At 57.6% G+C, this 25,831-nt stretch carries 20 protein-coding genes and 3 tRNA genes; 14 read left to right on the plus strand and 9 right to left on the minus strand.

The window, feature by feature from the left end; genetic code table 11:
* Positions 1 to 19: 19 nt before the first annotated feature.
* The 5 genes from SIC15_RS07885 to SIC15_RS07905 all read right to left on the minus strand — a co-directional run bounded on the left by SIC15_RS07885 (position 20) and on the right by SIC15_RS07905 (position 6,418).
* Positions 20 to 577, minus strand: a complete 558-nt coding sequence (locus SIC15_RS07885; RefSeq protein ID WP_209398080.1) for a cob(I)yrinic acid a,c-diamide adenosyltransferase — start codon at positions 575 to 577, stop codon at positions 20 to 22.
* Between the two features lie 19 nt (positions 578 to 596).
* On the minus strand, positions 597 to 1,484 hold the full coding sequence (locus SIC15_RS07890) for a ketopantoate reductase family protein (protein ID WP_209398078.1): 888 nt from the start codon (positions 1,482 to 1,484) through the stop codon (positions 597 to 599).
* 5 nt (positions 1,485 to 1,489) lie between these two features.
* A complete protein-coding gene (locus tag SIC15_RS07895; RefSeq protein WP_209398076.1) occupies positions 1,490 to 4,342 on the minus strand; it encodes a valine--tRNA ligase in 2,853 nt (950 codons plus the stop codon).
* An 83-nt stretch (positions 4,343 to 4,425) separates the two neighbouring features.
* Complete coding sequence (locus SIC15_RS07900) at positions 4,426 to 4,938, minus strand: DNA polymerase III subunit chi (RefSeq protein WP_209398066.1); 513 nt, start codon at positions 4,936 to 4,938, stop codon at positions 4,426 to 4,428.
* Positions 4,928 to 6,418 carry a leucyl aminopeptidase gene (locus tag SIC15_RS07905; protein ID WP_209398064.1) on the minus strand — a complete coding sequence of 497 codons (1,491 nt, stop codon included), beginning with the start codon at positions 6,416 to 6,418 and terminating at the stop codon, positions 4,928 to 4,930. Before SIC15_RS07905 ends, SIC15_RS07900 begins: the two co-directional genes overlap by 11 nt.
* A 242-nt stretch (positions 6,419 to 6,660) precedes the next feature.
* Here SIC15_RS07905 and lptF point away from each other — a divergent pair, with 242 nt between their 5' ends.
* Both lptF and lptG read left to right on the plus strand, forming a co-directional pair.
* Positions 6,661 to 7,770 carry an LPS export ABC transporter permease LptF gene (gene lptF / locus SIC15_RS07910; RefSeq protein WP_305966247.1) on the plus strand — a complete coding sequence of 370 codons (1,110 nt, stop codon included), beginning with the start codon at positions 6,661 to 6,663 and terminating at the stop codon, positions 7,768 to 7,770.
* On the plus strand, positions 7,757 to 8,818 hold the full coding sequence (gene lptG, locus SIC15_RS07915) for an LPS export ABC transporter permease LptG (RefSeq protein ID WP_069184565.1): 1,062 nt from the start codon (positions 7,757 to 7,759) through the stop codon (positions 8,816 to 8,818). Before lptF ends, lptG begins: the two co-directional genes overlap by 14 nt.
* 18 nt (positions 8,819 to 8,836) lie before the next feature.
* Here lptG and SIC15_RS07920 read toward each other — a convergent pair whose 3' ends face one another.
* A complete protein-coding gene (locus SIC15_RS07920) occupies positions 8,837 to 9,391 on the minus strand; it encodes an RDD family protein (protein ID WP_069184566.1) in 555 nt (184 codons plus the stop codon).
* 141 nt (positions 9,392 to 9,532) lie between these two features.
* Here SIC15_RS07920 and alaS point away from each other — a divergent pair, with 141 nt between their 5' ends.
* The 7 genes from alaS (at position 9,533) to SIC15_RS07955 (ending at position 14,879) form a co-directional block, all read left to right on the plus strand.
* The gene (gene alaS / locus SIC15_RS07925; RefSeq protein WP_412537399.1) at positions 9,533 to 12,163 is read left to right on the plus strand and encodes an alanine--tRNA ligase; all 2,631 of its coding nucleotides are present in this window, start codon (positions 9,533 to 9,535) and stop codon (positions 12,161 to 12,163) included.
* 105 nt (positions 12,164 to 12,268) lie between these two features.
* Positions 12,269 to 13,507, plus strand: a complete 1,239-nt coding sequence (locus SIC15_RS07930; RefSeq protein WP_069184568.1) for an aspartate kinase — start codon at positions 12,269 to 12,271, stop codon at positions 13,505 to 13,507.
* Between the two features lie 189 nt (positions 13,508 to 13,696).
* Positions 13,697 to 13,894, plus strand: a complete 198-nt coding sequence (csrA, locus tag SIC15_RS07935) for a carbon storage regulator CsrA (RefSeq protein ID WP_008172808.1) — start codon at positions 13,697 to 13,699, stop codon at positions 13,892 to 13,894.
* A gap of 126 nt (positions 13,895 to 14,020) precedes the next feature.
* Positions 14,021 to 14,110 (plus strand) — tRNA-Ser (locus tag SIC15_RS07940).
* Between the two features lie 63 nt (positions 14,111 to 14,173).
* Positions 14,174 to 14,250, plus strand: a tRNA-Arg gene (locus SIC15_RS07945).
* A gap of 25 nt (positions 14,251 to 14,275) precedes the next feature.
* A tRNA-Arg gene (locus SIC15_RS07950) sits at positions 14,276 to 14,352 on the plus strand.
* Between the two features lie 335 nt (positions 14,353 to 14,687).
* Entirely contained in the window at positions 14,688 to 14,879 is a 192-nt protein-coding gene (locus tag SIC15_RS07955) for a hypothetical protein (RefSeq protein WP_069184569.1), read from the plus strand.
* A gap of 75 nt (positions 14,880 to 14,954) precedes the next feature.
* Here the strand turns inward: SIC15_RS07955 and SIC15_RS07960 are convergent, their stop codons facing one another.
* A complete protein-coding gene (locus SIC15_RS07960; RefSeq protein WP_412537400.1) occupies positions 14,955 to 16,811 on the minus strand; it encodes a methyl-accepting chemotaxis protein in 1,857 nt (618 codons plus the stop codon).
* A 517-nt stretch (positions 16,812 to 17,328) separates the two neighbouring features.
* On the opposite strand from SIC15_RS07960, the gene SIC15_RS07965 reads away from it, so the two are divergent.
* On the plus strand, positions 17,329 to 19,038 hold the full coding sequence (locus tag SIC15_RS07965; RefSeq protein WP_412537401.1) for a choice-of-anchor F family protein: 1,710 nt from the start codon (positions 17,329 to 17,331) through the stop codon (positions 19,036 to 19,038).
* A 437-nt stretch (positions 19,039 to 19,475) separates the two neighbouring features.
* On the plus strand, positions 19,476 to 20,843 hold the full coding sequence (gene ltrA / locus SIC15_RS07970) for a group II intron reverse transcriptase/maturase (protein WP_053115127.1): 1,368 nt from the start codon (positions 19,476 to 19,478) through the stop codon (positions 20,841 to 20,843).
* 112 nt (positions 20,844 to 20,955) lie between these two features.
* Here ltrA and SIC15_RS07975 read toward each other — a convergent pair whose 3' ends face one another.
* Together SIC15_RS07975 and SIC15_RS07980 are read right to left on the minus strand one after the other, a co-directional pair.
* Complete coding sequence (locus SIC15_RS07975) at positions 20,956 to 21,366, minus strand: hypothetical protein (RefSeq protein ID WP_412537402.1); 411 nt, start codon at positions 21,364 to 21,366, stop codon at positions 20,956 to 20,958.
* Positions 21,367 to 21,500: 134 nt separating this feature from the next.
* Positions 21,501 to 22,037, minus strand: coding sequence for a DUF2058 domain-containing protein (locus SIC15_RS07980; protein WP_209398052.1), 537 nt, complete (start codon positions 22,035 to 22,037; stop codon positions 21,501 to 21,503).
* 106 nt (positions 22,038 to 22,143) lie between these two features.
* On the opposite strand from SIC15_RS07980, the gene dbpA reads away from it, so the two are divergent.
* The 3 genes from dbpA (at position 22,144) to oadA (ending at position 25,821) form a co-directional block, all read left to right on the plus strand.
* Complete coding sequence (gene dbpA / locus SIC15_RS07985) at positions 22,144 to 23,517, plus strand: ATP-dependent RNA helicase DbpA (RefSeq protein WP_412537403.1); 1,374 nt, start codon at positions 22,144 to 22,146, stop codon at positions 23,515 to 23,517.
* A gap of 223 nt (positions 23,518 to 23,740) precedes the next feature.
* Positions 23,741 to 23,992 carry an OadG family protein gene (locus tag SIC15_RS07990; protein WP_008172126.1) on the plus strand — a complete coding sequence of 84 codons (252 nt, stop codon included), beginning with the start codon at positions 23,741 to 23,743 and terminating at the stop codon, positions 23,990 to 23,992.
* A 41-nt stretch (positions 23,993 to 24,033) separates the two neighbouring features.
* On the plus strand, positions 24,034 to 25,821 hold the full coding sequence (oadA, locus tag SIC15_RS07995) for a sodium-extruding oxaloacetate decarboxylase subunit alpha (RefSeq protein WP_069184573.1): 1,788 nt from the start codon (positions 24,034 to 24,036) through the stop codon (positions 25,819 to 25,821).
* Positions 25,822 to 25,831 lie beyond the last annotated feature (10 nt).

The following is a 25,831-nucleotide window of genomic DNA, read 5'->3' on the forward strand; positions in this document are numbered from 1 at the left end:
GACAACTAAAAATCCGGCCCTAGAGGCCGGATTTTTTTTGTTCCCAGAGAATTTCCTCACCGCCCTCGCGTCGGGCTAATACGCGGGCAATGACGAATAACAGATCAGAGAGACGATTCAGGTAGTGCCGGGAAGCAGTGTTGATGGAATCCTCGTGGCCGAGGGCGACGACAACCCGCTCTGCACGGCGACAGACCGCACGGGAAAGATGGCATTGGGCTGCAGCGGGGCTGCCGCCTGGCAACACAAAGTTCTTCAGTGGCGGTAGACCCTCGTTGTGCCGGTCCAGGGTGCCCTCCAACCACTCAATGTGTTCGTCGCCGATCACACGGCTGCCGGGAATGGCAAATTCGCCGCCAAGGTCGAACAGATGGTGCTGGATACGGCGCAGGCTTTCCACCAGTTCGTCGTCGCTGTCCAGTGTCTCGATCAAAAGCCCGATGTGGCAGTTGAGTTCATCAGCGGTACCCATGGCCTCGACCCGCTGGGCGTTCTTGGCAATACGGTTTCCATCGGCCAGGCCCGTAGAGCCGTCATCGCCGGTGCGGGTGTAAATCTTGGAAAGGCGGTTGCCCATCAGTCTGCTCCTGTTAACGTCACGACAGTTGTTGTACCCGTTCGGTCAGCATTTGGTTCACCGGAGTTTCGATGCCGAGCTCTTTTCCCAGTTTCGCCACGTATCCGTTTATAAAGTCTATCTCGGTTCGGCGTCCCCGTTGAACATCGGCACGCATGGATGACGTGTTGCCGGCGGTATTGCGTGCTACCTGCTCGATGCGTTCCCGTAGCGCGTCCGGTGTCTGTCGAATCCTGACGGCGGCGTCCATCAGCTGTGAAAGCTCCAGACAGAGCTGGTCGATGGTGCTCTGGTACAGGGGGGCATCCAGAATCTTGCCATTGGGGCAGTCCAGGATGGCGGTGTAGGGGTTGATGCCGGCGTTAATAATGAGTTTTTGCCAGAGGCGCTGAACGATGTCCGTCTCCGGATGAATGTTCAGGCCGGAGGTTGCCAGCATGGTAACGGCTTTCCTGACCGTTGCTTTGGCGGGGCTTGTCATCGGGCCTACCCAGGTGTCACCGGTACCGGCGTGAACGAGAAGCCCTGATTCTGGTCGGTTCGCGCCCTCTGTAGTGCTTGCGGCCAGGATTGGTCGCTCCGGCCACCGCTTGGCAACGGCTTGCTGGCTGCCAAGACCGTTCTGGAAAAGCAGGATGGGGGTATCAATTGCGAACTGGTTGATGACGCCGGCAACGGCGTCCAGGGTATCGCCGGCCTTGGTTGTAACCAGAATAAGCTCTGGCTCGTCGCCAGGCTGTAGAAAGGGAATCCGTACTTGTGATTCCGGCCCTTTAAAAGGCCGGAACCGGTAATCGACACTGGCGCCGGTCGGCTCACCGGGCCTGGCAATGAAGGCAATGCCCCCCGTAGGTAGCATTGCGCCCCAGAGCCTGCCCAGCGAGCCTGCGCCGAGAATGCCGATCATGCCGGTTACATGGCCTCGATGTCAGCCCTTTGCTGGCTCAGGCGGGCCTGGCTGCTCTGGGCGTCCCGGAGTTTCTCCTGCTCTTTCTCAACCACTTCGGCTGGCGCCTTGGCAGTAAACTTCTCGTTCCCCAATTTGCCCTCGAGGCGGCCAATCTCTTTCTGCAGGCGCTCCAGCTCCTTGTCCAGGCGCCTGAGCTCTGCATCCTTGTCGATCAGGCCGGCCATGGGAACCAGAACTTCCATGTCTCCTACCAGCTGGGTAGCAGACATCGGAGCTTTGTCACCTTCGAACCAGTCCAGGCTCTCCAATTTGGCGAGGGAGCCAAGGAACTGGCGGTTGTCGTTCATGCGTCGCTGGTCTTCGGCGTCTTTGCCGCGCAGCAGTACTGGAATCTTTTTCGCCGGCGAGATGTTCATTTCGCCCCGGATGTTTCGAACGGCAACGATTACGCCTTTCAGCCATTCAATATCGGCAGTGACCGCTGCATCCTGCTTGGTTGCATCCGGCTGTGGGTAAGCCTGCAGCATGATGCTGTCGCCGGTCTTCCCGGCCAGAGGCGCAATGCGCTGCCAGATTTCCTCGGTGATAAATGGCATCATCGGGTGCGCCAGGCGTAGAACCGCTTCCAGTACGCGTACCAGGGTTCGACGGGTTCCGCGCTTGGCTTCGGCGCTGGCGCTTTCATCATTGAGCACCGGCTTTGACAGCTCCAGGTACCAGTCGCAGTACTCGTTCCAGATAAATTCGTACAGCGCGTAGGCCGCCAGATCGAACCGGTACTGGTCCAGGTAACGGATGACATCCTGTTCGCAGCTTTGCAACTCGCTGATGATCCAGCGATCGGCCAGGGACAGCTCCACGGGCTCGTCATTTACGCCGCAATCTTCGCCCTCGGTGTTCATCAGCACGTAGCGGGCTGCGTTCCAGAGCTTGTTGCAGAAGTTGCGGTAGCCTTCCAGGCGTTTCATGTCCCAGTTGATGTCGCGGCCGGTGGTGGCCATGGCCGCCAGGGTGAAACGCAGGGCGTCGGTGCCGTGGGCGGCGATGCCCTCGGGGAATTCCTTCTTCGTGCGCTTACCGATCTTCTCGGCCAGCTTCGGCTGCATCAGGTTGCCGGTGCGTTTCTCCAGCAGGTCGTCCAGGCTGATGCCATCAATCATGTCCAGCGGGTCGATCACGTTGCCCTTGGACTTGGACATCTTGTCGCCGTGCTCGTCGCGGATCAGACCGGTGACGTACACGGTGTGGAAGGGCACCTGGGGCGTACCGTCTTCGTTCTTCATGAAGTGCATGGTCATCATGATCATCCGGGCAACCCAGAAGAAGATGATGTCGAAGCCGGTTACCAGCACATCGGTCGGATGGAAGGTCTTCAGGCGCTCGGTGATTTCCGGCCAGCCCAGGGTGCCGAAAGTCCACAGGGCAGAGCTGAACCAGGTATCCAGAACGTCTTCATCCTGCTCCAGGGTGACGTCGGCATCCAGGTTGTGCTTCTGGCGAACTTCATCTTCGCTGCGGCCAACATAGATGTTGCCCTCGGCGTCGTACCAGGCCGGAATACGATGGCCCCACCAGAGCTGGCGGGAGATGCACCAGTCCTGGATGTCGCGCATCCAGGCAAAGTACATGTTCTCGTACTGCTTGGGTACGAACTGGATACGACCGTCTTCCACCGCTTCAATGGCCGGTTTGGCCAGGGTCTTGGCGTCGGCAAACCACTGGTCGGTCAGCATGGGCTCGATAATCAGGCCGGAGCGATCACCCCGGGGCACGCTGAGTACGTGGTCCTCGATGTTCTCGACCAGCCCCTCGGCTTCCATGTCGGCAACAATCTGTTTACGGGCTGCTTCCCGGGTCAGTCTGGCGTAGGCGCTGGGCATGGTGCCGTCGAGTTCGGTGTTTTCGCTGCCATCGGCATTGAACACTTCGGCCACGTCCCGGATGTTGGCGTCCTGGGTCATGACGTTGATCATCGGCAGGTTGTTGCGCTTGCCCACGGCATAGTCGTTGAAGTCGTGGGCCGGAGTAATCTTCACGCAGCCGGAGCCTTTCTCCGGATCGGCGTGATGGTCGGCAACAATTGGAATCCGACGGTTCACCAGCGGAAGCATCACGTGTTTGCCAATCAGGTGCTGGTAGCGTTCGTCGTCCGGGTGTACGGCCACGGCGGTGTCGCCGAGCATGGTTTCCGGACGAGTGGTGGCCACCACCAGGTAATCTTTGCCGTCTTTGGTCTGCACGCCGTCAGCCAGCGGGTAGCGCAGATGCCAGAAAAAGCCTTTCTCTTCCTTGTTTTCCACTTCCAGATCAGAAATGGCGGTGTGCAGTTTCGGGTCCCAGTTCACCAGGCGTTTGCCGCGGTAGACCAGGCCTTCGTCGTACAGCCGAATGAACACTTCCTGCACGGCCTTGTAGAAGCCGTCGTCCATGGTGAAGCGTTCGTTGTCCCAGTCCACGGAATTGCCGAGGCGGCGGATCTGGCGGGTGATGGTGCCGCCCGAGTGCTCTTTCCAGTCCCAGATGCGCTTGATGAACTCTTCCCGGCCCAGGTCATGGCGGGTTTTGTCTTCTTCAGCGGCCAGTTTGCGCTCAACCACCATCTGGGTGGCGATGCCGGCGTGGTCGGTGCCGACGGTCCACAGTGCGTTGCGGCCCTGCATGCGCTTGAAGCGGGTGAGGGTGTCCATGATGGTGTGCTGGAACGCATGGCCCATATGCAGGCTGCCGGTGACGTTGGGCGGCGGGATGGCGATGCTGTAGGACTGGCCTTCACCTGTGGGGCGGAAGTACCCTTTGGCTTCCCAGTTTTCGTACCACTGGCGCTCGATGTTTTCTGGCTGGTAGGTTTTTTCCATGGGGTTCTGCAGTGACCGTTGGTTGATTCACAAGGGAAAATTGAGACGCTCGATTATACATGGTCGCCCTGTTTGCGGCGAACCTAACGCTTCCTCTGATCATGCACCCGGGGTTCAATTCCCAGTGCCCGCAACTGCTTGAAATGCGAGCGGGCCTGATTCAGCACATTCGGATCGTTATGGGCGACCAGAGCCAGCCGTTTGAACCGGTCTGCATCCGCCGGCAAGGTGGCCGAAAGAATGATCACGGTATCCCAGTCTTCGGCGACCGGCGGGCATAGCAGGATGCCGACAGGGTCGGTGCAGGTGGTAGCTGAATCGGGAACAACGCTGTGGGGAATGAAGGCGTCGGGGCTGAAGTTCCAGAGCAGGTCGTCCAGTTCTTCTGCGTGTTGCATGGTATCGCAGACGACACACACGCGGTCTCCCTGCTGCCAGGCTTTGTCCACGAGCTTTGCGGCGTGGAGGTTGCGGGCTGCGGGGGTGTTCTGGGCGAGGATGTGGAACCAGTAGCGTTGGTTGCGGTCCTCCTGGCCGGAAGAGCCGGCAGCGGCGCTGCCGGTTTCCGGAGAGGGCGCCGGGTTGTTATCCGGCATGGGACATCAGGTAGTCGACCAGCAGGGGCACCGGGCGGCCGGAGGAGCCTTTGGCCTTACCGGAGTGCCAGGCAGTACCGGCGATGTCGAGGTGCGCCCAGCGGTAGTCTTTGGCGAACCGGGACAGGAAGCACGCTGCGGTAATGGTGCCGGCCGGGCGGCCGCCGATGTTAGCCATGTCGGCGAAGTTGCTGTCGAGCTGGCTCTGGTATTCGTCCCAGAGCGGCAGGCGCCAGGCACGGTCCCCGGCACGCTCACCTGCGGCAAGTAGTTCGTTGGCCAGATCATCGTTGTTAGCCAGCAGGCCGGTGGCATGGTTGCCGAGGGCAATGATGCAGGCACCGGTGAGGGTGGCGAGATCGATCACTGCGGCCGGGTCGAATTTCTTGACGTAGGTGAGGGCGTCGCAAAGTACCAGGCGGCCCTCGGCGTCGGTGTTGAGGATTTCAACGGTCATACCCGACAGGGTGGTCACAATATCGCCCGGGCGGGAAGCGCCGCCGTCCGGCATGTTCTCCGCCGCGGCAATAACCGCCACCACGTTAATCTTGGGTTGGGTTTCGGCCAGCACTTTCATAGCGCCGAAGACGCTGGCGGAGCCGCCCATGTCGTACTTCATCTCATCCATGCCCTCGCCAGGCTTGAGACTGATGCCGCCGGTGTCGAAGGTGATGCCTTTACCAACGAGGACATGGGGCTTGTCTTTGGCCTTGCCGCCACGGTATTCCATCACGATCAGGCGTGGGGGTTGGGTGCTGCCTTTGCCCACGGCCAGGATGGTGTTCATGCCCATTTTTTCCATCTGCTTCTCATCAAGCACTTCGGTCTTGATGGAGTCGTAGTCCTTGGCCAGTTTCTTAGCCTGCTGGGCCAGCCATTCCGGATGGCAGATGTTGGGCGGGGTGTTGCCGAGATCCCGGGTGAAGTTCATACCGCGCCCTGTGGCCAGGCCGAGGTTGAAGGCATCCTTGAGGGCTTTGCCGGCATTCGACGCATGTACAACGACTTTGTTGAGCTTGCGATCGGCAGGCTTTTCGCTCTTGAAGTCGCTGAAGGTGTAGAGCTGGTCTTCCAGCGTCCTGCCAATCAGGCTCAGCCGGGCGGCCTCGGAGCTCACGGCTTCTTCGCCGGTTACCGGGGTATCTGCCAGCGCTATCGCGACACTTTTGGACGGACCGTCCTTGAGCGCGGTCATCATTGCAATCAGCGCTTTACGGTAGTTGGCGGGGGTGCGATCTGCATCCTTGCCCGTGCCAACCACGAGCAGACGGCTCCAGGGCTGATCGGTCAGCGGAATTGTCACTGTGGTGGCATTTTTGCCGGTGAGGTCACCGGCCTTCTGGAGTGTCTTGATCAGCCCGCCCAGAGCCTCATCGGCCTGATTGGTCGAATCGGGCCAGGTGCCTTTCTCAGGCAAGCCAATAACAAGGCAGTCTGCTTTGGTGCTGGCGATGGCTTTACTGCTCAGGCTGAAATTCATGGCAACTCCTGTTGATTGTTCACGAGGGTCCCGCCGCCGGCGGGAATCGTTCTTGATTGTGATCTAGTCTAGCATTGGGGCTTGCCGGGAAATTATCAAGCGATTGGCGCGGCTTCCGCGCCTGTTCGTGCCTTCACGCCGGTGTAATACCGCTACTCTGTCATTCGGCACCAAGGTTACATAGAATACGCGCAGTTCCCAGCGACCTCCACGTTTCAACGGATACGGCCAGAGAGACCGATTTGAGTATCATTTTCCGTTACCTCATACGCCAGATCATGATCAGCATGCTTGCCGTTTCCGGCATTCTGCTGCTGGTGTTCATGAGTGGCCGTTTCCTTAAATATCTGGACAGTGCTGCGCAAGGCAGTATTTCCGCCGGTGTTCTGTTCGAGATCATGGCGTACCGTTTTCCGGGATTTCTCGAACTGATCCTGCCGCTGGGTCTGTTTATTGGCATTCTGCTCGCCTACGGCCGCATGTACCTCGAAAGCGAGATGACCGTGTTGTTTGCCTGCGGTGTCAGCGACAAGGCACTGTTGGGTAAAACCCTCCTGGGCAGTCTGCCGGTGATGATCATCGTTGGCGCCATGAGTCTGTACGTCTCTCCCTGGGGAATGAACCAGGTTGAGGAAATCTTCAATGAACAGCGCAAGGCCACAGAATTCGAGATGCTGGCACCCGGGCGTTTCCAGGATTTCTCTTCGGGCGGGCGAGTTACCTACACCGAAGGCCTGAGTGAGGATAAACGCCGGCTTCAGGGGGTCTTTATCGCCGAGTACGCCGAAAACGGTCAGGGGCTGACGATTATCACGGCCGACTCCGGTTCCCAGCTGGTGGACCCGGAAACCGGGAGCCGCTTCTTGATCCTGGAAGAGGGTGGCCGCTTCGAGGGTGCCGCTGGGGAGCTGGACTACACCACCATCGATTTTGAAGCCTATGGCCTGAAGATCGAGAGTGGCAAGGCTGGCACCCGGGAGCTGGAGGAAGGGGCCAGTACCTGGAGCCTGATGCAGTCAGACCGGTTGGAGGATCGGGCTTTGTTGCACTGGCGCCTTTCACTGCCCCTGATTGTCCCGGTCGTGACTTTGCTGGCGGTTCGCCTGAGCCGGGTGAACCCGCGCCAGGGTAGGTTCTTCCATCTGCTTCCGGCGATGCTGGTGTACATCACCTATCTCGGCCTGCTGATTGTTGCCCGGGACTGGCTTGCCGAGGGCAAGGTTCCCGAGTGGGTCGGCATGCTCTGGGTCCATGCCCTGTTTATCGGTTTTGGCCTTTGGCTGCACTTTGGTCCTGACTGGCTGCATCGCCGGCGATTGATGCGGGAGGGGACTGCCCATGCGACGGATTGACGGCTATGTGATGCGCACTGTTGGCGGCGCCATGTTCCTGGTTATGGTGGTGGTGCTGTCGCTTGATCTGATTTTCGCCTTCATCGCCGAGCTCGAGGACACCCGCAATGATTACCAGACGCTTGAGGCACTCTGGTATGTCTTTCTGACCCTGCCGCGTCGGATCTACGATTACCTGCCGCTGGGCGCGTTCATGGGGTGCCTGGTGGGGCTGGGTTCCATGGCCAGCTCGTCGGAGCTGACGGTTATCCGGGCGGCCGGGGTCTCGCTCAAACGTATTGTCTGGTCGGCCATGAAGCCGGCTCTGGTTGTGGTCATTCTGGGCGTATTGATTGGTGAGTACGTGGCCCCGCCGGCAGAGCGGGTGGCGCAGAGCGACAAGGCCGTGGCACTGGGTGCAGGCACCAACGTCGCTTCGGCGTCTGGGGTCTGGCACAAGGAAGGGAACGTCTACATTCACCTGAACGCGGTGCAGCCCAATGGCGTGCTTCACGGCGTTTCCCGATTCCAGTTCAACGAAGACAGGCAGTTGCTGGCGGCGAGCTTTGCGGAGCGGGCCATCTATCAGGGTGATTATTGGCTGCTGGAGAAGGTGCGCACCACCGAGTTCGAGGAAGACAGAACCACCCGCTCTGAAAAGCAGGCCCTGAGATGGGATACGGGGCTTTCACCGAGCGTTCTGAGTGTCCTGATTGTAAAACCGGAAAACCTCTCCATGACGGGCCTGTTCACCTACGCCCGCTATCTGGGGGAACAGGACCTCAATGCCTCGCGTTATTGGCTGGCATTCTGGAAGAAGGCCCTGATGCCCCTGGGTACTGCTGTGATGGTGCTGGTCGCCATTTCCTTTATTTTCGGGCCCCTGCGCTCGGTTACCATGGGTTTTCGCGTGTTCACGGGCCTCTTGGTGGGGCTGCTATTCAAGTACATGCAGGATCTGCTGGGGCCGATGAGTCTTGTTTACGGTTTTAACCCGATGCTGGCGGTGTTGGTGCCAATTGCGGTCAATGCCGTGGTAGGCGCGATCCTGATGCGCAGGGCCGGCTAGCAGACCCTGACCCCGTCGTTACTTTGCCGCGCGCTTTTTAGTTGTGGTCTCCTTGGGAACCGAGACAACGACGCTGTCCGACAGCCGATCAGTGATAGAAAGACCGTTGATTGGATAGAACAAAGCGATAATCGCCGGTATGCCCAGAAACAGAGTGGCGGCTCCGAGGTAGTAGCTGCCTAGCAGCGTCAGGAAGATCACCGCCGCCGCCGTTACATACCGCCTGAGCGCCTTGCTCCAGCTCACCGACGTGCCATCAATGTTTTCAATGCGGATACGCCACACCTGCATTCCCAGGGTCTGGCCGATGCGGGTCCAGAAATAGCCGAAGAACAGGTAGAGGACCAGAAACAGGGTAAACGTCAGCCCCGGGTCGCCCGAAAGCTGGCCTGACTCGGCCATCTGTTCGTACCGGTCCCAGCCAGTAATCCAGCCGGCCACCATGGTGTATCCCCAGGTCGCGACAAGCAGCACGGCGATGCTGATCAAACCGTCGTAAATAATGGCAAGAGAGCGTTTCAGGGCGGTGGCTGGTGGGAATAGTTCCTCGGCGTCATGGAAGCGTCGGGGCATGGAATCTCCTGTGATGTTTCACGTTTTTCCTGTTCTCGGCGTGTGCTAGAGTAGCGGATTTGCACAAGCATGTAAGTATTCGTATTCAATCGCGGACCGGGCGGCACTCCCGCCGGGTTTCTGGAAAGGTATCAAAGGGCTATGAAAACCGCAGAGTTGCGACAGGCGTTCCTCGATTATTTCAAGCAGCAAGGCCACACCATTGTTCCAAGTAGTTCGCTGGTACCTGCGGACGACCCCACATTGCTGTTTACGAATGCGGGAATGAACCAGTTCAAGGACCTGTTCCTGGGCCGTGAAGAGCGTGACTACACCCGGGCAACCTCCTCCCAGAAATGCGTCCGCGCGGGTGGCAAGCACAACGACCTGGAGAATGTGGGCTACACCGCCCGTCACCACACCTTCTTCGAAATGCTGGGCAACTTCAGCTTCGGTGACTACTTCAAGCGCGAAGCGATCAACTACGCGTGGACATTTCTGACCGGCGAGAACTGGCTGAACCTGCCCCAGGAGAAACTCTGGGTGACCGTATACGCCGAAGATGACGAAGCCTTCGATATCTGGAACAAGGAAATCGGAGTTCCGGCTGACCGCATCGTCCGGATCGGCGATAACAAGGGTGGCCGTTACGCCTCTGACAACTTCTGGCAAATGGGCGATACCGGTCCCTGCGGCCCCTGTACCGAAATCTTCTACGATCACGGCCCGGATGTCGCTGGCGGTCCCCCTGGGTCACCGGAAGAGGACGGTGATCGCTACATCGAAATCTGGAACGTGGTGTTCATGCAGTACAACCGTACTGCAGATAGCGAAATGCTGAAGCTGCCCCAGCCCTCCGTAGACACTGGCATGGGCCTGGAGCGAATCACCGCGGTTCTGCAGGGCGTGCACAGCAACTATGAGATTGATCTGTTCCAGGATCTGTTGGCGGCCGCCTCCCAGGTTCTGGGCGGTGCCGCGACCACCGAAGCGTCACTACGTGTTGTCGCCGATCATATCCGCTCCTGCGCCTTCCTGATTGCCGACGGCGTGATGCCTTCCAACGAGGGCCGCGGTTTCGTGCTGCGCCGGATCATTCGCCGCGCGGCACGCCATGGCAACAAGCTGGGAGCAACCGGGCCATTCTTCTACAAACTCACCGGTGCCCTGTGTGAATTGATGGGCGACGCCTTCCCGCAGCTGGTTAGCAGCCGCAAGCAGATTGAAAAGGTGTTGCTGCAGGAAGAAGAGCAGTTTGCCAAGACCCTGGACAAGGGCTTGCGCCTGCTTGAGCAGGACATTGCTGAGCTCAACGGCACCGAGATTCCGGGCGAGACCATCTTCACCCTCTACGACACCTACGGTTTCCCGGTTGACCTGACCAACGACATCGCTCGTGAGCGGGGCCTGACGCTGGACTATGAAGGCTATGAGAAAGCCATGGAAGGTCAGCGCGAACGCGCCCGGGCAGCCAGCAAGTTCGGTATCGACTACAACGCCGCCGGTTTGCAGCTCGAGGGCAAGACTGAATTCACCGGATATGAGCATATCGATGGCCACGAGAAAATCCGTGCAGTCATCGTCAACGGCGAGGAAAAGACCGCAGAAGCCGGTGATGAGGCCGTTGTTGTGCTCGAGCGCACGCCGTTCTACGCCGAGTCCGGTGGCCAGGTGGGCGATACTGGCCTGCTGACCTGGAGCGGTGGCCGGTTCAAGGTAACGGATACGCGCAAGGAAGGGGATAACCACCTGCACCTTGGTACGCTGATCGAAGGCGAGTTGTTCCCGGGGCTGGAAGTCGACGCCCGGATCGATCACGCCCGTCGTGAGCGCACCAAGCGCAACCACTCTGCTACCCACCTGCTGCATGCGGCCCTGCGCAAGGTGCTGGGTGAGCATGTAACCCAGAAGGGTTCATTGGTGGATCCGGATAAACTGCGTTTCGACTTCTCCCATTTCGAGGCCGTGACGCCGGAACAGCTCCGTGAGATTGAGCGTCAGGTGAACGAGCAGATTCTGGAAAACAGCCCGGTGCAAACCGAAATCACCGACATGGAAAAGGCCCAGGAGAAGGGCGCCATGGCGCTGTTCGGTGAAAAATACGGGGATGTGGTTCGGGTACTCAGCATGGGTACCGACAACTACTCCGTTGAATTGTGCGGTGGTACGCACGTTTCTCGCACTGGTGACATTGGTCTTTTCCGTATTACCTCTGAAAGCGGCATTTCATCCGGTGTGCGCCGTATCGAAGCGGTTACCGGCATGGGCGCGCTGGACTGGATCGACGGTACCGAGCGCACACTGCGCGAAGCGGCTCGCCTGGTGAAAGGTTCCCGCGATTCGGTTATTGAGAAGGTTCAGCAGACCGTGGATCGCAATCGTCAGCTTGAGAAGGAAGTGGATGCGCTGAAAGCCAAGCTGGCTTCTTCTGCAGGCACCGACCTGGCCAGCACGGCAGTGGACGTCGCTGGGCTCAAGGTCGTGGCCTCCGAACTGGAAGGCGCAGACCGCAAAGCCCTGATGGAAACGGCGGATCAGCTCAAGAACAAGCTGGGCGAAGGTGTTGTGGTGCTTGCCAGCGTGGAAGATGGCAAGGTCACCCTGGTCGCAGGTGTTACCAAGTCTGCGACGAACCGGATCAAGGCAGGGGATCTGATGAAGCACCTGGCGGCCCAGGTCGACGGCAAAGGCGGGGGACGTCCCGATATGGCTCAGGGGGGGGGTAATGATCCATCCAAGCTTGAGGATGCCCTGGCAGGTGTCGCCGGTTGGGTCGAAAAAAATATCGCTTAAGCAACTGTTTTTGTGGGCGGGCTGGGGTTTATAATCCCGCCCGTTTGTTTTAATTGGCGGAGCGTTACTCCGCTGTGAGTCCCCGTTTCGGATATTGGGAAAATAATGGCTCTGTTGGTTCAGAAATTTGGTGGCACATCGGTTGGAACAACCGAACGTATTCAAGCGGTAGCCGACAAGGTGTGCCGTTTCCGCAAGGAAGGTCATGATGTCGTTGTCGTGGTTTCCGCCATGAGTGGTGAAACCAACCGGTTGATCGCCCTGGCGAACGACATCATGGAGGAGCCGACGCCCCGTGAAATGGATGTGTTGGTCTCCACCGGTGAGCAGGTAACGATTGCGCTCTTGTCCATGGCGTTGCAGAAACGTGGCTGTGAAGCGCGCTCTTACACCGGCTCGCAGGTTCGAATCCTGACCGACAGCAGTCACACCAAGGCTCGGATCAAGCAGATCGATGAACAGCGCATGCGCGAAGATTTGGATGCTGGCCGAGTGGTGGTGGTTGCCGGATTCCAGGGCATCGACGAGAGCGGCAATATCACCACTCTGGGCCGCGGCGGGTCTGATACTACAGCGGTAGCGCTGGCGGCGGCGCTCAGGGCAGACGAATGCCAGATCTATACCGACGTTGACGGTGTCTACACGACCGATCCCAGGGTTGTCGATACCGCGCGCAGGCTTGAGCGGATCACGTTCGAGGAAATGCTCGAGATGGCCAGCCTGGGCTCGAAAGTTCTCCAGATCCGTTCGGTAGAATTTGCAGGTAAATACAACGTTCCATTAAGGGTACTTTCCAGCTTCCAGGAAGGCGAAGGCACCCTGATTACTCTTGAGGATGAAAACGCCATGGAACAACCGGTTGTTTCCGGCATCGCTTTTAACCGTGATGAAGCCAAACTGACCATTGCCGGCGTACCGGATACCCCGGGCAGCGCGCTGCGCATTCTGAAGCCGGTGAGCGACGCCAATATCGAAGTGGATATGATCGTGCAGAACGTGGGTGAGGATAACCGCACAGCCTTCACGTTCACCGTTCACCGCAATGATTTCAAGCGTGCGAAAGAAGTGCTTCAGCGTGTGGCTGACGAACTGGGCGCCCGTGAAGTGGCTGGCGACAGCAAGATCGCCAAGGTCAGCATCGTGGGTGTTGGAATGCGTTCCCACGCTGGCGTGGCAACCCAGATGTTTGAAGCGCTGTCCAATGAGGGCATCAACATCCAGATGATCTCCACATCAGAAATCAAGATTTCCGTGGTGATCGATGAGAAATACCTTGAGCTTGCGGTTCGTGCGCTTCACAGTGCATTTGAGCTGGACAAGCCCGCGGTATCAGACGAGGCCTGAAAAACGCAGATAAAAGGTCGGTCTGCGGAGCCTCTGAAAAAAAGGGCATCATATGCTGAGCCTATGACAAACGTGAACCGTATAAGGGAATGTGCGTCTACAGATCAGTAAGTGATCCCACTATAAAAGCAATAAATAGATCAAAAACCATTTATCGGAACAGGTAGCTCTGGATAGGGAGTAAGGGATATGTTGATTTTGACTCGCCGTGTGGGCGAAACCCTGATGGTCGGCGACGATATCACCGTCACCGTCCTGGGTGTAAAGGGCAATCAGGTACGCATTGGCGTTAATGCTCCGAAAGAAGTAGCGGTACACCGTGAAGAAATCTACCAGCGTATTCAGTCGGAAAAAGGCTCTGAAGAGCCGGAACCCGGCAACAGCTGAGAGACAGAAAGCCGTTCATGGGAAACCTGAACGGCTTTTTTGATGATGGGCTGAAACGAGTCCGAAAAATCTCGTGTCAACCCTATGAAAACAGAAAAATTATGGTAGTATACGCCCCGTTCTCAAGGAGAGGTGGGTGAGTGGCTGAAACCAGTTCCCTGCTAAGGAACCGTACGAGCAATCGTACCGAGGGTTCGAATCCCTCCCTCTCCGCCATTTTCCTTTCGGGAAAAGCGAGACAGGTTGAGGTAGCATTCAACCAGAGCAAGTGATCAATGTGCGGCTGTAGCTCAGCTGGATAGAGTACCTGGCTACGAACCAGGCGGTCGGAGGTTCGAATCCTCCCAGCCGCGCCATCGATCAACCTGCCACAAGTTTTAAGCGGCTGTAGCTCAGCTGGATAGAGTACCTGGCTACGAACCAGGCGGTCGGAGGTTCGAATCCTCCCAGCCGCGCCATATTAAGATCAAGACGCCTCAGTTTGTGCACCCCACAGGCTGGGGCGTTTTGCTTTGTATAGCTGGGAGGATTTGAACCGATAAAAGGTTCGACCGAAACCCACGCAGTGGGTTGAGGAACACCGGAGCAAAGGGACGGTGACCCCGGAGGGGTGAGGGCCAAAGGCCCGAATAATCCTCCCAGCCGCGCCATATAAATAAAGAACCCCGCCTTGTGCGGGGTTTTTTATTTTGTCCCCGATCAATTTCAGGTTGATCAATATTTGCTCAACCATCCTTCTCGAACCTAATCTTAAGAGTGCAGGGAAATTTGATTTCAGGAAGGAGGTCTAACCATGAACAAGACACTCAATGGTAGCTACAGGGATCATGACCAGGCCAAGAACACCTGGGACGATCTAATTGCAACCGGTATTCCCCGTGACAACATTTTCATCGACGAGGAAGCCAAGGTTGTGAAAGTCAGTGTGCCTGCGGAGACTGAAAGGGAAATTCTGGAGATATTTGAGCGGCACCAGCTTCACTGATACCGGTCAATGCAATAAGGAGGGGGGGGCAGACAACCAGGATGTGTTGTCCGCCCCTTTTTTGTTTTGGTCAGCCTACAGCCGGAATCGGGAAACCAGGTTCTGCAGGTCGCTGCCGAGCCTGGCCAGCTCGCTGCTGGAGCTCGCCGTCTGGTTCGATGAAGCCGCAGACTGATCGGTAACGTCGCGGATGCTGGTGATGTTCTGATTGATCTCCTCAGCCACCGACGTCTGCTGCTCGGAGGCTGTGGCGATCTGGCTGTTGTACTGTTTGATGTCCTCCACGGCACGGGCAATGCGCTCAATGGTCGCCCCGGTTGCCGTGGCACGCTCCAGGGTGTTCGAGGCCATGGTTGTGCTGGACTCCATGGCAGAAACCGAATCGCCGGCACTGTTTTGAAGCGAGGTTACCAGTGTCTCGATTTCCTGGGCGGATGATTGGGTCCGCTGGGCGAGTGAACGAACCTCATCAGCTACGACGGCAAAGCCTCGACCTTGCTCACCAGCCCGGGCGGCTTCAATAGCAGCGTTCAGGGCCAGTAGATTGGTCTGTTCAGCAACCGATTTGATGACATCCAGGACGGTTCCGATGTTTGCTGTTTCTTTTTGCAGTCCCTGGATAGTTTCCATGCTCTGGCTGACTTCATGCGCCAGGCTGTTCACCTGATCAACCGTTTCCCGTACCTCTCGTTCACCATCGCTGGCCTGACTGGCAGCATCGGTTGCTACTGAGAAGGCCTGCTCTGCGCTGCGGGCAATTTCGCCAACGGTCGCCGTCATTTCGTTCATGGCCGTGGCAACCTGGTCGGTTTCCTGCTTCTGGCGGTTGATGCCGTCGCTGGTCTGGCTGGTGACGGTTGAGAGCTCCTCGGCAGAGGCGGCGATGTTTGATGCACCTGATTCGATACTCCTGACCAATTCCCGGAGGCTTGTTACCATCGTCGCCAGGGCGGCCATCAGCCGACCGATCTCGTTGGTACCGCTTGCCTTGATGTCCACGGTCAGGTTGCCAGAGGCAACCTCGGAGGCAATGTTCACTGCCTGATTAACGGGGGATACGATCGCGCGAGTGATCAGGTAAGCCATCAGGATGCCCAGCACCACGGCAATGCCGGTGGCGCCAAAAATCAGCCCGGACGCCTGCAGGCGGTCAGCCTCCATTTTCTCGGTCTGGAGTGCCCGAAGGTTGTTTGCCGATTCGATGGCTCTGCGAGCCGTGCTAACCATGTCATCGGATAGTTGCTCACCCGCGTTGGTCAGATCCACTACCGTTTGAAATTCGCTTACATAAGTCTCAAGTGCCTTGTTGATCTCTTCTTTTTCCTCGGCGGTGATCGCCGCCGATTTGAGCGGGCCCTGGACTCTTTTTGCATCTTCGAGATAAGCCTTGACGCTGGCAGTGTCCTGTTCGATGAGGAATTTGCGTTCAGACCGGCGCATATCCTCGAAAATGGCCGAGGCGAAAAATAGAGAGCTGTGTGCCTTGAGTGATGAGCCGAAGATGCGGGCGCTGGTTTCAAGCCGTTCGAGCGCTTCTTCCCGCGCCCCGATATTCGCCTCAACGTCGCCCATCAGCTGCTGGTAGTTTTTCACATCAGCCTGAATCCGGCCCAGTGTGTCGATATCTTCGGGGGCCTGAAGTAAGGGTTTGATATTACTGGTCAGTTCAAGAACGCGGTCACCCTGGGCCTGGGTTCTGGTGACTGCTTGCGCCTCACCGGTCAGGAGGAAGTTCTTCTCTTCAACGCGAGCCTCGGTGAGGTTGATGTTTACCTGCCCGAGCATGGCAACAATGTTTGACCGTTGCCCATAGCTCTCCAGTGCGCGGTCGCCAACCAGACCTACAAGAATGGTCAGTACGAGCAGAATGGCAAAGCCTCCGGCCAATCTGGTCCGGATGGTCATGTTAGTGAAGAAGCTGGAGAGTGCCATGGTTTTCCTTGTTGGTTGGGGCTGTATCGAAGATTTCTTTTGCCTCATTTTCTGCGTTATGCAGCGAATACAACTGATACACCGACGGGATTTCAGGTTTCTTATTTGAAGTTATTAACGCCATTTTTCTCGAAATAATCCAGAGGTATACCGTAACAGATAGTTTCCGAAGGGGGTGTTCTGATACGTAAGTGACGTCATGGATCAGAAAAACAAATCATTATCTGGCGATTTGACGGGCGCAGATGGGTGGGTCGTGCTCGGGAGCTCTCCACTGTCTTCAGTTTGAGGGGTGTGACAAAAAGTCGCACCTCGTGAGTCGCTTCCTTGTCGCTCGGTCCAGGATCGCTTGTGGTTGTCTGGCCTGGCTGCTATTTCGGTCAGATTGTGTTGTCAGGTTGTCCTACTCTCTAGGCTTTTTTGGAATTTGCTTATTGCGTTTGGTGCTTTATTCTTGTTTGTGAAGTGAAATCTGTATAAGCCTGTTTTGGCTTTTGAGGCACCCGAGGGACCTAATATGTTTTTTATACAGACAAAAAATTCGAAGAATAAGCTCGCTAGCGCGGTATTTTGTTCCATGATTGGTCTGCCGTATGTTGCTGTTGCAGCAACGATGGAAGCAGTGAACGAAGGCAATCTCGCGGTTCCGCCGGTTGACGGTAAAACCGTGGTGTATACCGACACTGAGGGGACTGCCAGTTTTGGCTGGCTCGATCCCGTTAACGATTTTGGCAATGTAGGTTTGGGGATAAAGGTCTACAACGAGCCGTTCACCGCCCAGCAGACATATGACTTTGCTGGGTGTCTGATGGCTCAGCCTGATCGTGCTCCCGGCGATAATTGCACAGCCCCGCCCGATTCCGGAAAGCGTTTCAAACTCAAAACAACCGAAACCAATGGGCCGATCGATATCGTTGTTGATGTGTCAGCCGATGATTCTGTAAGTCTCTATCGGGTGATTGGCAAGTTTTCCAATCTTACCGACGCCTCGAATTCGGTTGGCGGTGATTTGAATGCAATCCGTTTTGAGCTCGGTTTTGGGGTGGGAAGCGAGTTTATGCGGTCATCCGTTGGTGATGGCCTCGGCTTTGGTTTCGACGGTGAAGATAAGTTAAGTATCGGGCCCGTCGGGAAATACCCTGGCGGTCTTTTCGGCGGAAGCAAAGTTGAGGGGTTGCCTTTCTTCAGCACCGAAGTTGCGCCTTTTACTGAATCGGTCAGCACCGCTGATGATGGGGATATACTCGAAACCAACGGTACCATCGCCACGCAGTACAGCTCTCTTTTCGGTGACTGGCGCACATTGAGCCAGACGCCCACGGGATGGTTTATTGATCACGATGGTAATCCGGCCAACGATTCGATCCTGCTGGCTTACAACGCCGGAACAGTCGCCGCCCCGGATTGGCAGACCAATGAGAAGCAATTCAATGCTGCAGTGACCGTTGATCATGATGATGATGCCGCAACGCCTGAATTGTCAGTCGAACTATGGGATCCGAATAGCCTGAACTTTGACCCTACGGTGGCGGATAATGTGCTGCCGCTGGTGGACACCCTGGGCGAGGGAGATCCCGGCGATACGGTTACTGATGCGATTACCCTCAGTCCGTCGGCAGCATCCGCGCTCTACGATGGTAATTTTAACGTCCTGATTGATGGCCAGGCCGTTACCATTGACGACTTTGAAACCTGGGAGAATAAACCGGTCACGGTAGTTGATACCGCAAACGGCGACGCCCTCTATGCGACCTGGTACCCCGGAGAAGGAGAGGATGGGTTGTATCAGTTGGAGTCCGACTCCTCATGGGTAACGCTTTCCGAGATGGCAACGCTGATCGCGGCTGATGCGAACCTGGCCCGCGTGGCAGGCTATGTACAAGGCCCGATTGAAGACCTCGCAAACGTCAATATCAATCCGACAATTTCAGTGGGTGCGGCTGCCAATTGGCCTACCTGCTCCGGTGATGGTGTGAACACCACATGTAGCTTTACGTTCAGGGTTACCGGCCTGAATGGTGCGGTTGAAGAGCCGACTATCCCGGATACTCCAGTCGAGCCTGCACCTGAGCCTGAGGAGCTAGGAGCTTCCTCATCCGACGGTGATGGTCCTGTTTTCGGTTGCACCGCAGGCGGACCGGGTGCTCCGATCGATCCGGTTCTGCCGGGTTTGGTTCTGATGGCGTTGGGTGGCTTGTGGGCGCGCAAGCGTCTGAGCAACGCCTGATTGATCTGGTAAATCACGTAAAAGAAAAGCGGGGCTGACAATCAGCCCTGCTTTTTTGGTGCGCCCGGCATGGGCGCACTCCTGGAGGTGCAAGTCCTCCCGTGAGCTGGCCACAGCGAACGAAGTGAAGCGCAACTGCGGAAGGGTGACCGACCGTGGGGAGGAAGCGTGGAGCGTAAACCGTGAGCCGATGAACAAGAATCGGATATGAGGCACTGCCAAGCAGGGCGAGCGGGCCAAAAGCCGCGAAGCTCTTGTGGCCAAGGCGAAGTGGTGTAAATCCGGCGGTTGTGCGGCGAAGGAGTGTGTTCTTACCCGGGGAGATCTCGCCTCATGCCTGAAAGGGCGACGTGGCAACACGGAGCGAGAAGTCAGCAGAGGCCATAGTAACCGCTAACACAGGGCGAAGGGCCGAACGAGAAGGAGCGTCAAACGCCTTGTCGATGAGCACTGTACGGCATCAGATGCCCGCGCCAGCGGGGCGGATCGCGCAACGGACAGGTGAAGCCTTGCCGAAGGCGATGAGCGATGAAGCAGGACTCCCGCGACAAGAACCGGAAGGCGCAGGGCGAAGCCTGCTTGAGCAGGCGTTCGCACGAGAGAATATGCAGCGGGCATGGAAGCGCGTGAAGGCCAACAAGGGAGCGGCAGGTGTGGACGGGTTGGACATTGCCCAAACCGCGGAACACCTGCGATGGGCGTGGCCTGAGCTTCGCCAGCACCTGCTGAGCGGCGCCTACCAACCACAGCCCGTCCGTCGGGTAGGCATCCCGAAGCCGGACGGCAGTGAGCGGGAACTGGGCATCCCCACCGTCACTGATCGTCTGATTCAACAGGCACTGTTGCAAGTGCTGCAACCTCTGATTGATCCCACCTTCAGCGAGCACAGCTACGGCTTCCGCCCGGGCCGTCGGGCCCACGACGCCGTGTTGGCTGCGCAGCGTTACGCCCAACAGGGCCGCCATATCGTGGTGGACGTCGACCTGTCGAAGTTCTTCGACCGGGTCAACCACGACATCCTGATCGACCGCCTGAAGAAACGCATAAACGACCCCGGCGTTATCCGGCTGGTTCGTGCGTACCTGAACGCGGGCATCATGGACGGTGGTGTGGTCATGGATCGGCACGAGGGCACGCCGCAAGGCGGGCCATTGTCGCCGTTGTTGGCCAACGTTCTGCTGGACGAGGTGGATAAAGTGCTGGAACGCCGGGGGCACTGCTTCGCCCGTTACGCCGATGACTGCAACGTCTACGTTCGCAGCCACAAGGCGGGAGAACGGGTCATGCAGTTACTCCGCCGCTGTTATGGAAAGTTGCGTCTGGTGATTAACGAAGCCAAGAGCGCGGTGACCAGCGTGTTCGGGCGCAAGTTCCTCGGCTATGCCCTGTGGCAAGGGAGGAACGCTGAGGTTCGACGCGCGGTATCCACCAGGGCGTTACAGGCGTTCAAGCTCCGGATCCGGCAACTGACCCGGGGATCAGGGGGTCGCAGTATTGAACAGGTGGTAGAGCAACTCCGCCGATACCTGCTCGGCTGGAAAGGGTACTTCAGGCTGGCGCAAACGCCACGCATCTGGCGATCACTGGATGAGTGGATACGTCGTCGTCTGAGAATGCTCCACCTCCGGCAGTGGCGGCGGGGTAAGACGATCTACCGGGAGCTGGTCCGGTTGGGTGCCAGTTCCTGGGTGGCTGAATCTGTGGCGGCTCTGAGTCGCCGCTGGTGGCACAACAGTCGCTCTGCCATCCACAATGTCCTGACGATTGCCTACTTCGACCGGTTGGGAGTGCCGAGACTCTCGTGAACCCTCAACGTCTCGAACCGCCCGGTGCGGACCCGCATGCCGGGTGGTGTGGGAGGGGTGGAGCCTCATGGCTCCCCCCTATCCCGATTAGTCCGGTTAAAGTGAGCTTCCTCTACTGCTTGCCAGAGCCCTTCATCTTGTACTGCTGATTCTGACCTTTATCACCAGAACCCATGCCTTGGCCGTTCTTCTGGCCCATGCCCTGGCCATTTTTCTGGCCCATTCCCTGGCCCTGGCCTTTACCCATGCCTTGCCCGGAACCCTGTCCCATGCCGTTCCTGAGTTCCACGCCACGCTCTCTGGCTCGCTCCATCATCCGCTCGTGGTGGAGCTGGCGGTACTGCGCGCGCTCGGCGTCGGTGTTCAGGTTGCGCATGGTTTCCCGGTGCTGCTGCAGCTCTTGCTGGGTCATCAGTTCCCGTCCGAAAACCTGCTCTTCCGATTGGGCGGCAACCGGCATACTGGCCAGAGACGCCAACAGCGTGGCGCCAGCAATCAAGCTCAACGATTTATTCAGTCTCATAATCAATCCCCTTTCGTTCTATGGATATAACCAAAGTATAGGCCAGGATAGGCCCGTTGGGGTTATGAGAAGTACGTATCTTTTCTGCACATCAGGTTGCACTGCATGGAGGCGAACCTCTGGCGGGTAATGGTTCACCACATCAGATCATCAGGGATCTCGTAGCCTGCGTATGGATCGTCCTCACCTGCATCGTCCTGTTTGCGATCATGAAGTACGACTACGGCGCTCTCGTCCCGTTCCATGATTTTGCGGGCCACGCCTTCGGCCACAATCTCGTAATTGTCGTTCACGAAAACGATCGCCAGGCGGCCGCGGGATAGCTGATCGACCATCGTGTCGTCTACGAAGAGCTTCTTGATCTTCTTGTCATGGACGAACTGGTAGGAGGTTTCGCCCCGGCTCCGGTCCAGTCGGTTGGTTTCTACGAGCTGCCGGATCTGGGCCTGAATGGCTTTCTTCTCGGCGGCGCGCTGGCGCTCCAGGTTGAGCTGGCGATCCCGTTCGGCTTTTTCCTCACGGGCCTGGCGTGCTCGGACCTCGGCCTCGTTTACCTCGACAGCACCCTTGGGTTGTTGTTTTCTCTTCTTGCGTTTTTCGCTGCGAATAGCCTTGGCCTTTTTCTCGTCGGCCAGGCCGGCTTTCAGCAGTTGGTCCTGCAGGGATGCCATCAGTCACTCCGTTCTTTCGTTGCAGATTCTGGTACAATTCCGCCCTAGTATACGCCCTCATTATTGCCTTCATAACCAGCTTCCGCTGATTCCGGGATTTTCTTCTATGTCTTCTTTTAATGACTTTGGCCTGTCGTCGGCCATGCGTTCGAACCTCGACCAATTGGGTTTTGCTCAACCCACGGAGATCCAGGCGAAGGCACTTGCGCCGGGGCTGGCCAGCAAAGACATCATCGCCATGGCGAAAACCGGTAGCGGAAAAACGGCGGCCTTTGGCATCAGCCTGGTTGAGAAGCTCAATCCCCGGCTGTTTGCGGTGCAGGCGCTGGTGTTGTGCCCCACCAGGGAGCTGGCGGATCAGGTGGCTAAAGCGATCCGGGAGCTGGCACGGGCCCGGGATAACATCAAGGTGCTGACTCTGTGCGGTGGTGTGGCCATTGGCCCCCAGATCGGGTCGCTTAGCCATGGCGCGCATATTGTGGTTGGAACCCCGGGACGGATCCAGGACCACTTGCGCAAGCAGACCCTCTCGTTGGCACGGCTGAAAACCGTGGTGCTAGATGAGGCAGACCGCATGCTGGATATGGGCTTTCAGGAGGCGATGGAAGATATTCTTTCCCAGACACCGTCCTCCCGCCAGACCATGATGTTTTCGGCGACCTGGCCCGCGCCCATCCGTGATCTGAGCAAGCAGTATCAGAAGAGCCCGGTAGATGTTCGCGCGGAAGAAACCGGAGAGAATCCGGACATCGAAGAGTTGTTCTACGAAGTGTCGTCGCAATCCAAATCGGATGCCATTGTGGCGCTGCTTTCCGAGCAGCAGCCTGAGTCCTGTATCGTTTTTTGCACCACCAAGCAGCAGTGCGACGAACTGGCGCAGGAGCTTGGTGAGCGAGGCTTTTCCGCACTGCCTTTGCACGGGGATCTGGAACAAAGGGATCGAGACAGCGTGCTGGTGCGCTTTGGCAATCAGAGTTGTTCCATCCTGGTAGCCACCGATGTGGCTGCCCGAGGTCTTGATATCAAGTCTCTGCCTTTGGTGATCAATGCAGAACCTGCGCGGGATCCCGAGGTTCACACTCATCGCATCGGGCGCACCGGCCGGGCAGGTGAGCAGGGCCATGCCGTCACCTTCTGCACACCGGCCCAAGGCCACAAGATCAGTCGTATCGAATCCGAGAGAGGGCGCGCCGTGGAGTGGGGAGACACCGAGGCCCTTCTGGCGACGCCCCTGAAGCCCGTTACGCCCGCAATGAAAACCCTGTGCATTGCCGGTGGCCGCAAGGACAAGATTCGTCCGGGGGATGTAATGGGCGCCCTGACTGGTGAAGCCGGTCTGCCCGGAAAGGCCGTCGGGAAGATCGATCTGTTCGACCATCAGTGTTTTGTGGCGGTTGAAAAGTCGCTGGCAGGCAAGGCGTTGTCCAGGCTTGAAAACGGCAAGGTAAAAGGCCGTAAAATCCGCGTCCGATATGCCTGAATGAGAATTGCTTCGTCTGGGTAAATGCGTGTCTTTTCGGGCCGCGACGCTCGGAAACCCCGTATAGATTTTTGCATTTAGGTTGCCCGAGGGCCCTGAAAACGGTAAATTACGCAGGATTTTGCCCCCCGAATTGTGGCGGAAGGCTGTTAGACCTTAGTCTAACTGGTCAGTCCGGGCAAAGTTCGGGAGAAACATAAATCAATACAGGTAGCTGTTCGATATGAATGACCTGATGTCACAAGCCGTCGATCTGATGATTGCCGGAATGGGGTTTGTGTTCGTGTTCCTGATTATTCTGGTATTCGCGACACTCCTCATGTCCAAGCTTATAGGACGGTTTGCGCCGCCAGAGCCGGCAACCCCGGCCAAAACGCCACGTGCCAAGCCGAAGGCGCCCGCGTCGGTTGACCCTGACACCGCCGAGGCCATAAAGAAGGCGATTGCACAATTCCGGTCGCGCCACAAGAAGTGAGCCGGTAAAAGACTAGAACCTTTAAACAGAAGGCTGACACGATGACTGACACAAAGAAACCGCTGGGGATTACGGACGTTATCCTGCGTGACGCCCACCAGTCCCTGCTTGCCACCCGTATGCGGCTGGATGACATGCTGCCTATTGCCGAGAAACTCGACAAGGTCGGTTTCTGGTCCCTGGAGTCCTGGGGCGGCGCTACCTTTGATTCCTGCATCCGCTACCTGGGCGAAGATCCTTGGGAGCGCATTCGCGAGCTGAAAAAAGCCATGCCCAACACCCAGCAGCAGATGCTTCTGCGCGGCCAGAATCTGCTGGGCTACCGTCATTACGCGGATGATGTGGTTGACCGTTTCTGTGAGCGTGCCGCCGAGAATGGCGTGGACGTGTTCCGTATCTTCGATGCGATGAACGATCCCCGTAACCTGGATCGCGCCATCAAGGCTGTTCGCAAGACCGGCAAACACGCCCAGGGCACCATTGCCTACACCACCAGCCCGGTTCACACCATCGACATGTGGGTCGAACTGGCGAAAGAAGTCGCCGACATGGGTGCGGACTCCATCGCGATCAAGGACATGGCGGGCATTCTCAAGCCGTACGTGGCCTTTGATCTGGTCAGCCGTCTGAAGAAAGAGCTGGACATCCCGATTCACATGCAGTGCCACGCCACTACCGGCATGTCCACCGCTACCGCCATCAAGGCCGCGGAAGCCGGTATCGACAACGTGGATACCGCGATTTCTTCCATGAGCATGACCTACGGTCACTCGCCCACCGAAGCCGTGGTTGCGATTCTTGAGGGTACCGATCGTGATACCGGCCTGGACCTGAACCTGCTGGAAGAAATTGCCGCTTACTTCCGTCAGGTACGGAAGAAGTACGCCAAGTTTGAAGGCAGCCTGCGTGGTACCGATTCCCGCATCCTGATTGCCCAGGTACCGGGTGGCATGCTCACCAACATGGAAAACCAGCTGCGTGAGCAAAATGCCAGCGACAAGTTCGACCAGGTACTGGACGAGATTCCCAAGGTTCGTGAAGACCTGGGCTACATCCCGCTGGTAACCCCGACTTCCCAGATCGTCGGCACCCAGGCGGTGCTGAACGTTCTGACCGGCGAGCGTTACAAGTCCATCTCCAAGGAAACCTCTGCAATTCTTAAAGGCGAATACGGTGCTGCACCTGCGCCCATGAACAAGGAACTGCAAGAGCGTGTTCTGGATGGCAAAGAGCCTGTGACCTGTCGTCCGGCAGATCTGCTTGAGCCGGAAATGGACAAGCTGACCGACGAGCTCAAGAAGCTGGCCGAAGAGAAGGGCATCAAGCTGGCGGAAAATGTCGAAGACGACGTTCTGACCTACGCGCTGTTCCCGCAGATTGGCCTGAAGTTCCTGGAAAACCGTGACAACCCGGATGCGTTCGAGCCGGTTCCAACCGCCGAAAGCGCAGCTCCGGCCAAGAAGTCCGAAGGACCCGAGACCTACACCGTTGAAGTGAACGGCAAGAAGTTTGTGGTTGCCGTTTCCGAAGGTGGTGAGATCACCCAGATTCAGGGTGAGGGCGGTGCTGCTTCCGCACCGGCTGCTTCTTCGGCTCCGGCACCTGCAGCAGGTGAAGGCGAGCCTGTGGTCGCGCCTCTGGGTGGCAATATCTTCAAGGTCCTGGTTTCACCGGGTGACACCGTGGAAGAGGGCGATGTGATGATTATCCTCGAGGCCATGAAAATGGAAACCGAGGTTCGCGCGCCGAAAGCCGGCACTATCGGCGAAGTCTTCATCAAGGTCGGTGATGCCGTCTCTCCTGATGATGAAATGCTGACAATCGCATAAAGGGCCAGCA

Source organism: Marinobacter sp. MIT932201 (assembly GCF_047123295.1).
GTDB classification, from domain to species: Bacteria; Pseudomonadota; Gammaproteobacteria; order Pseudomonadales; family Oleiphilaceae; genus Marinobacter; species Marinobacter salsuginis.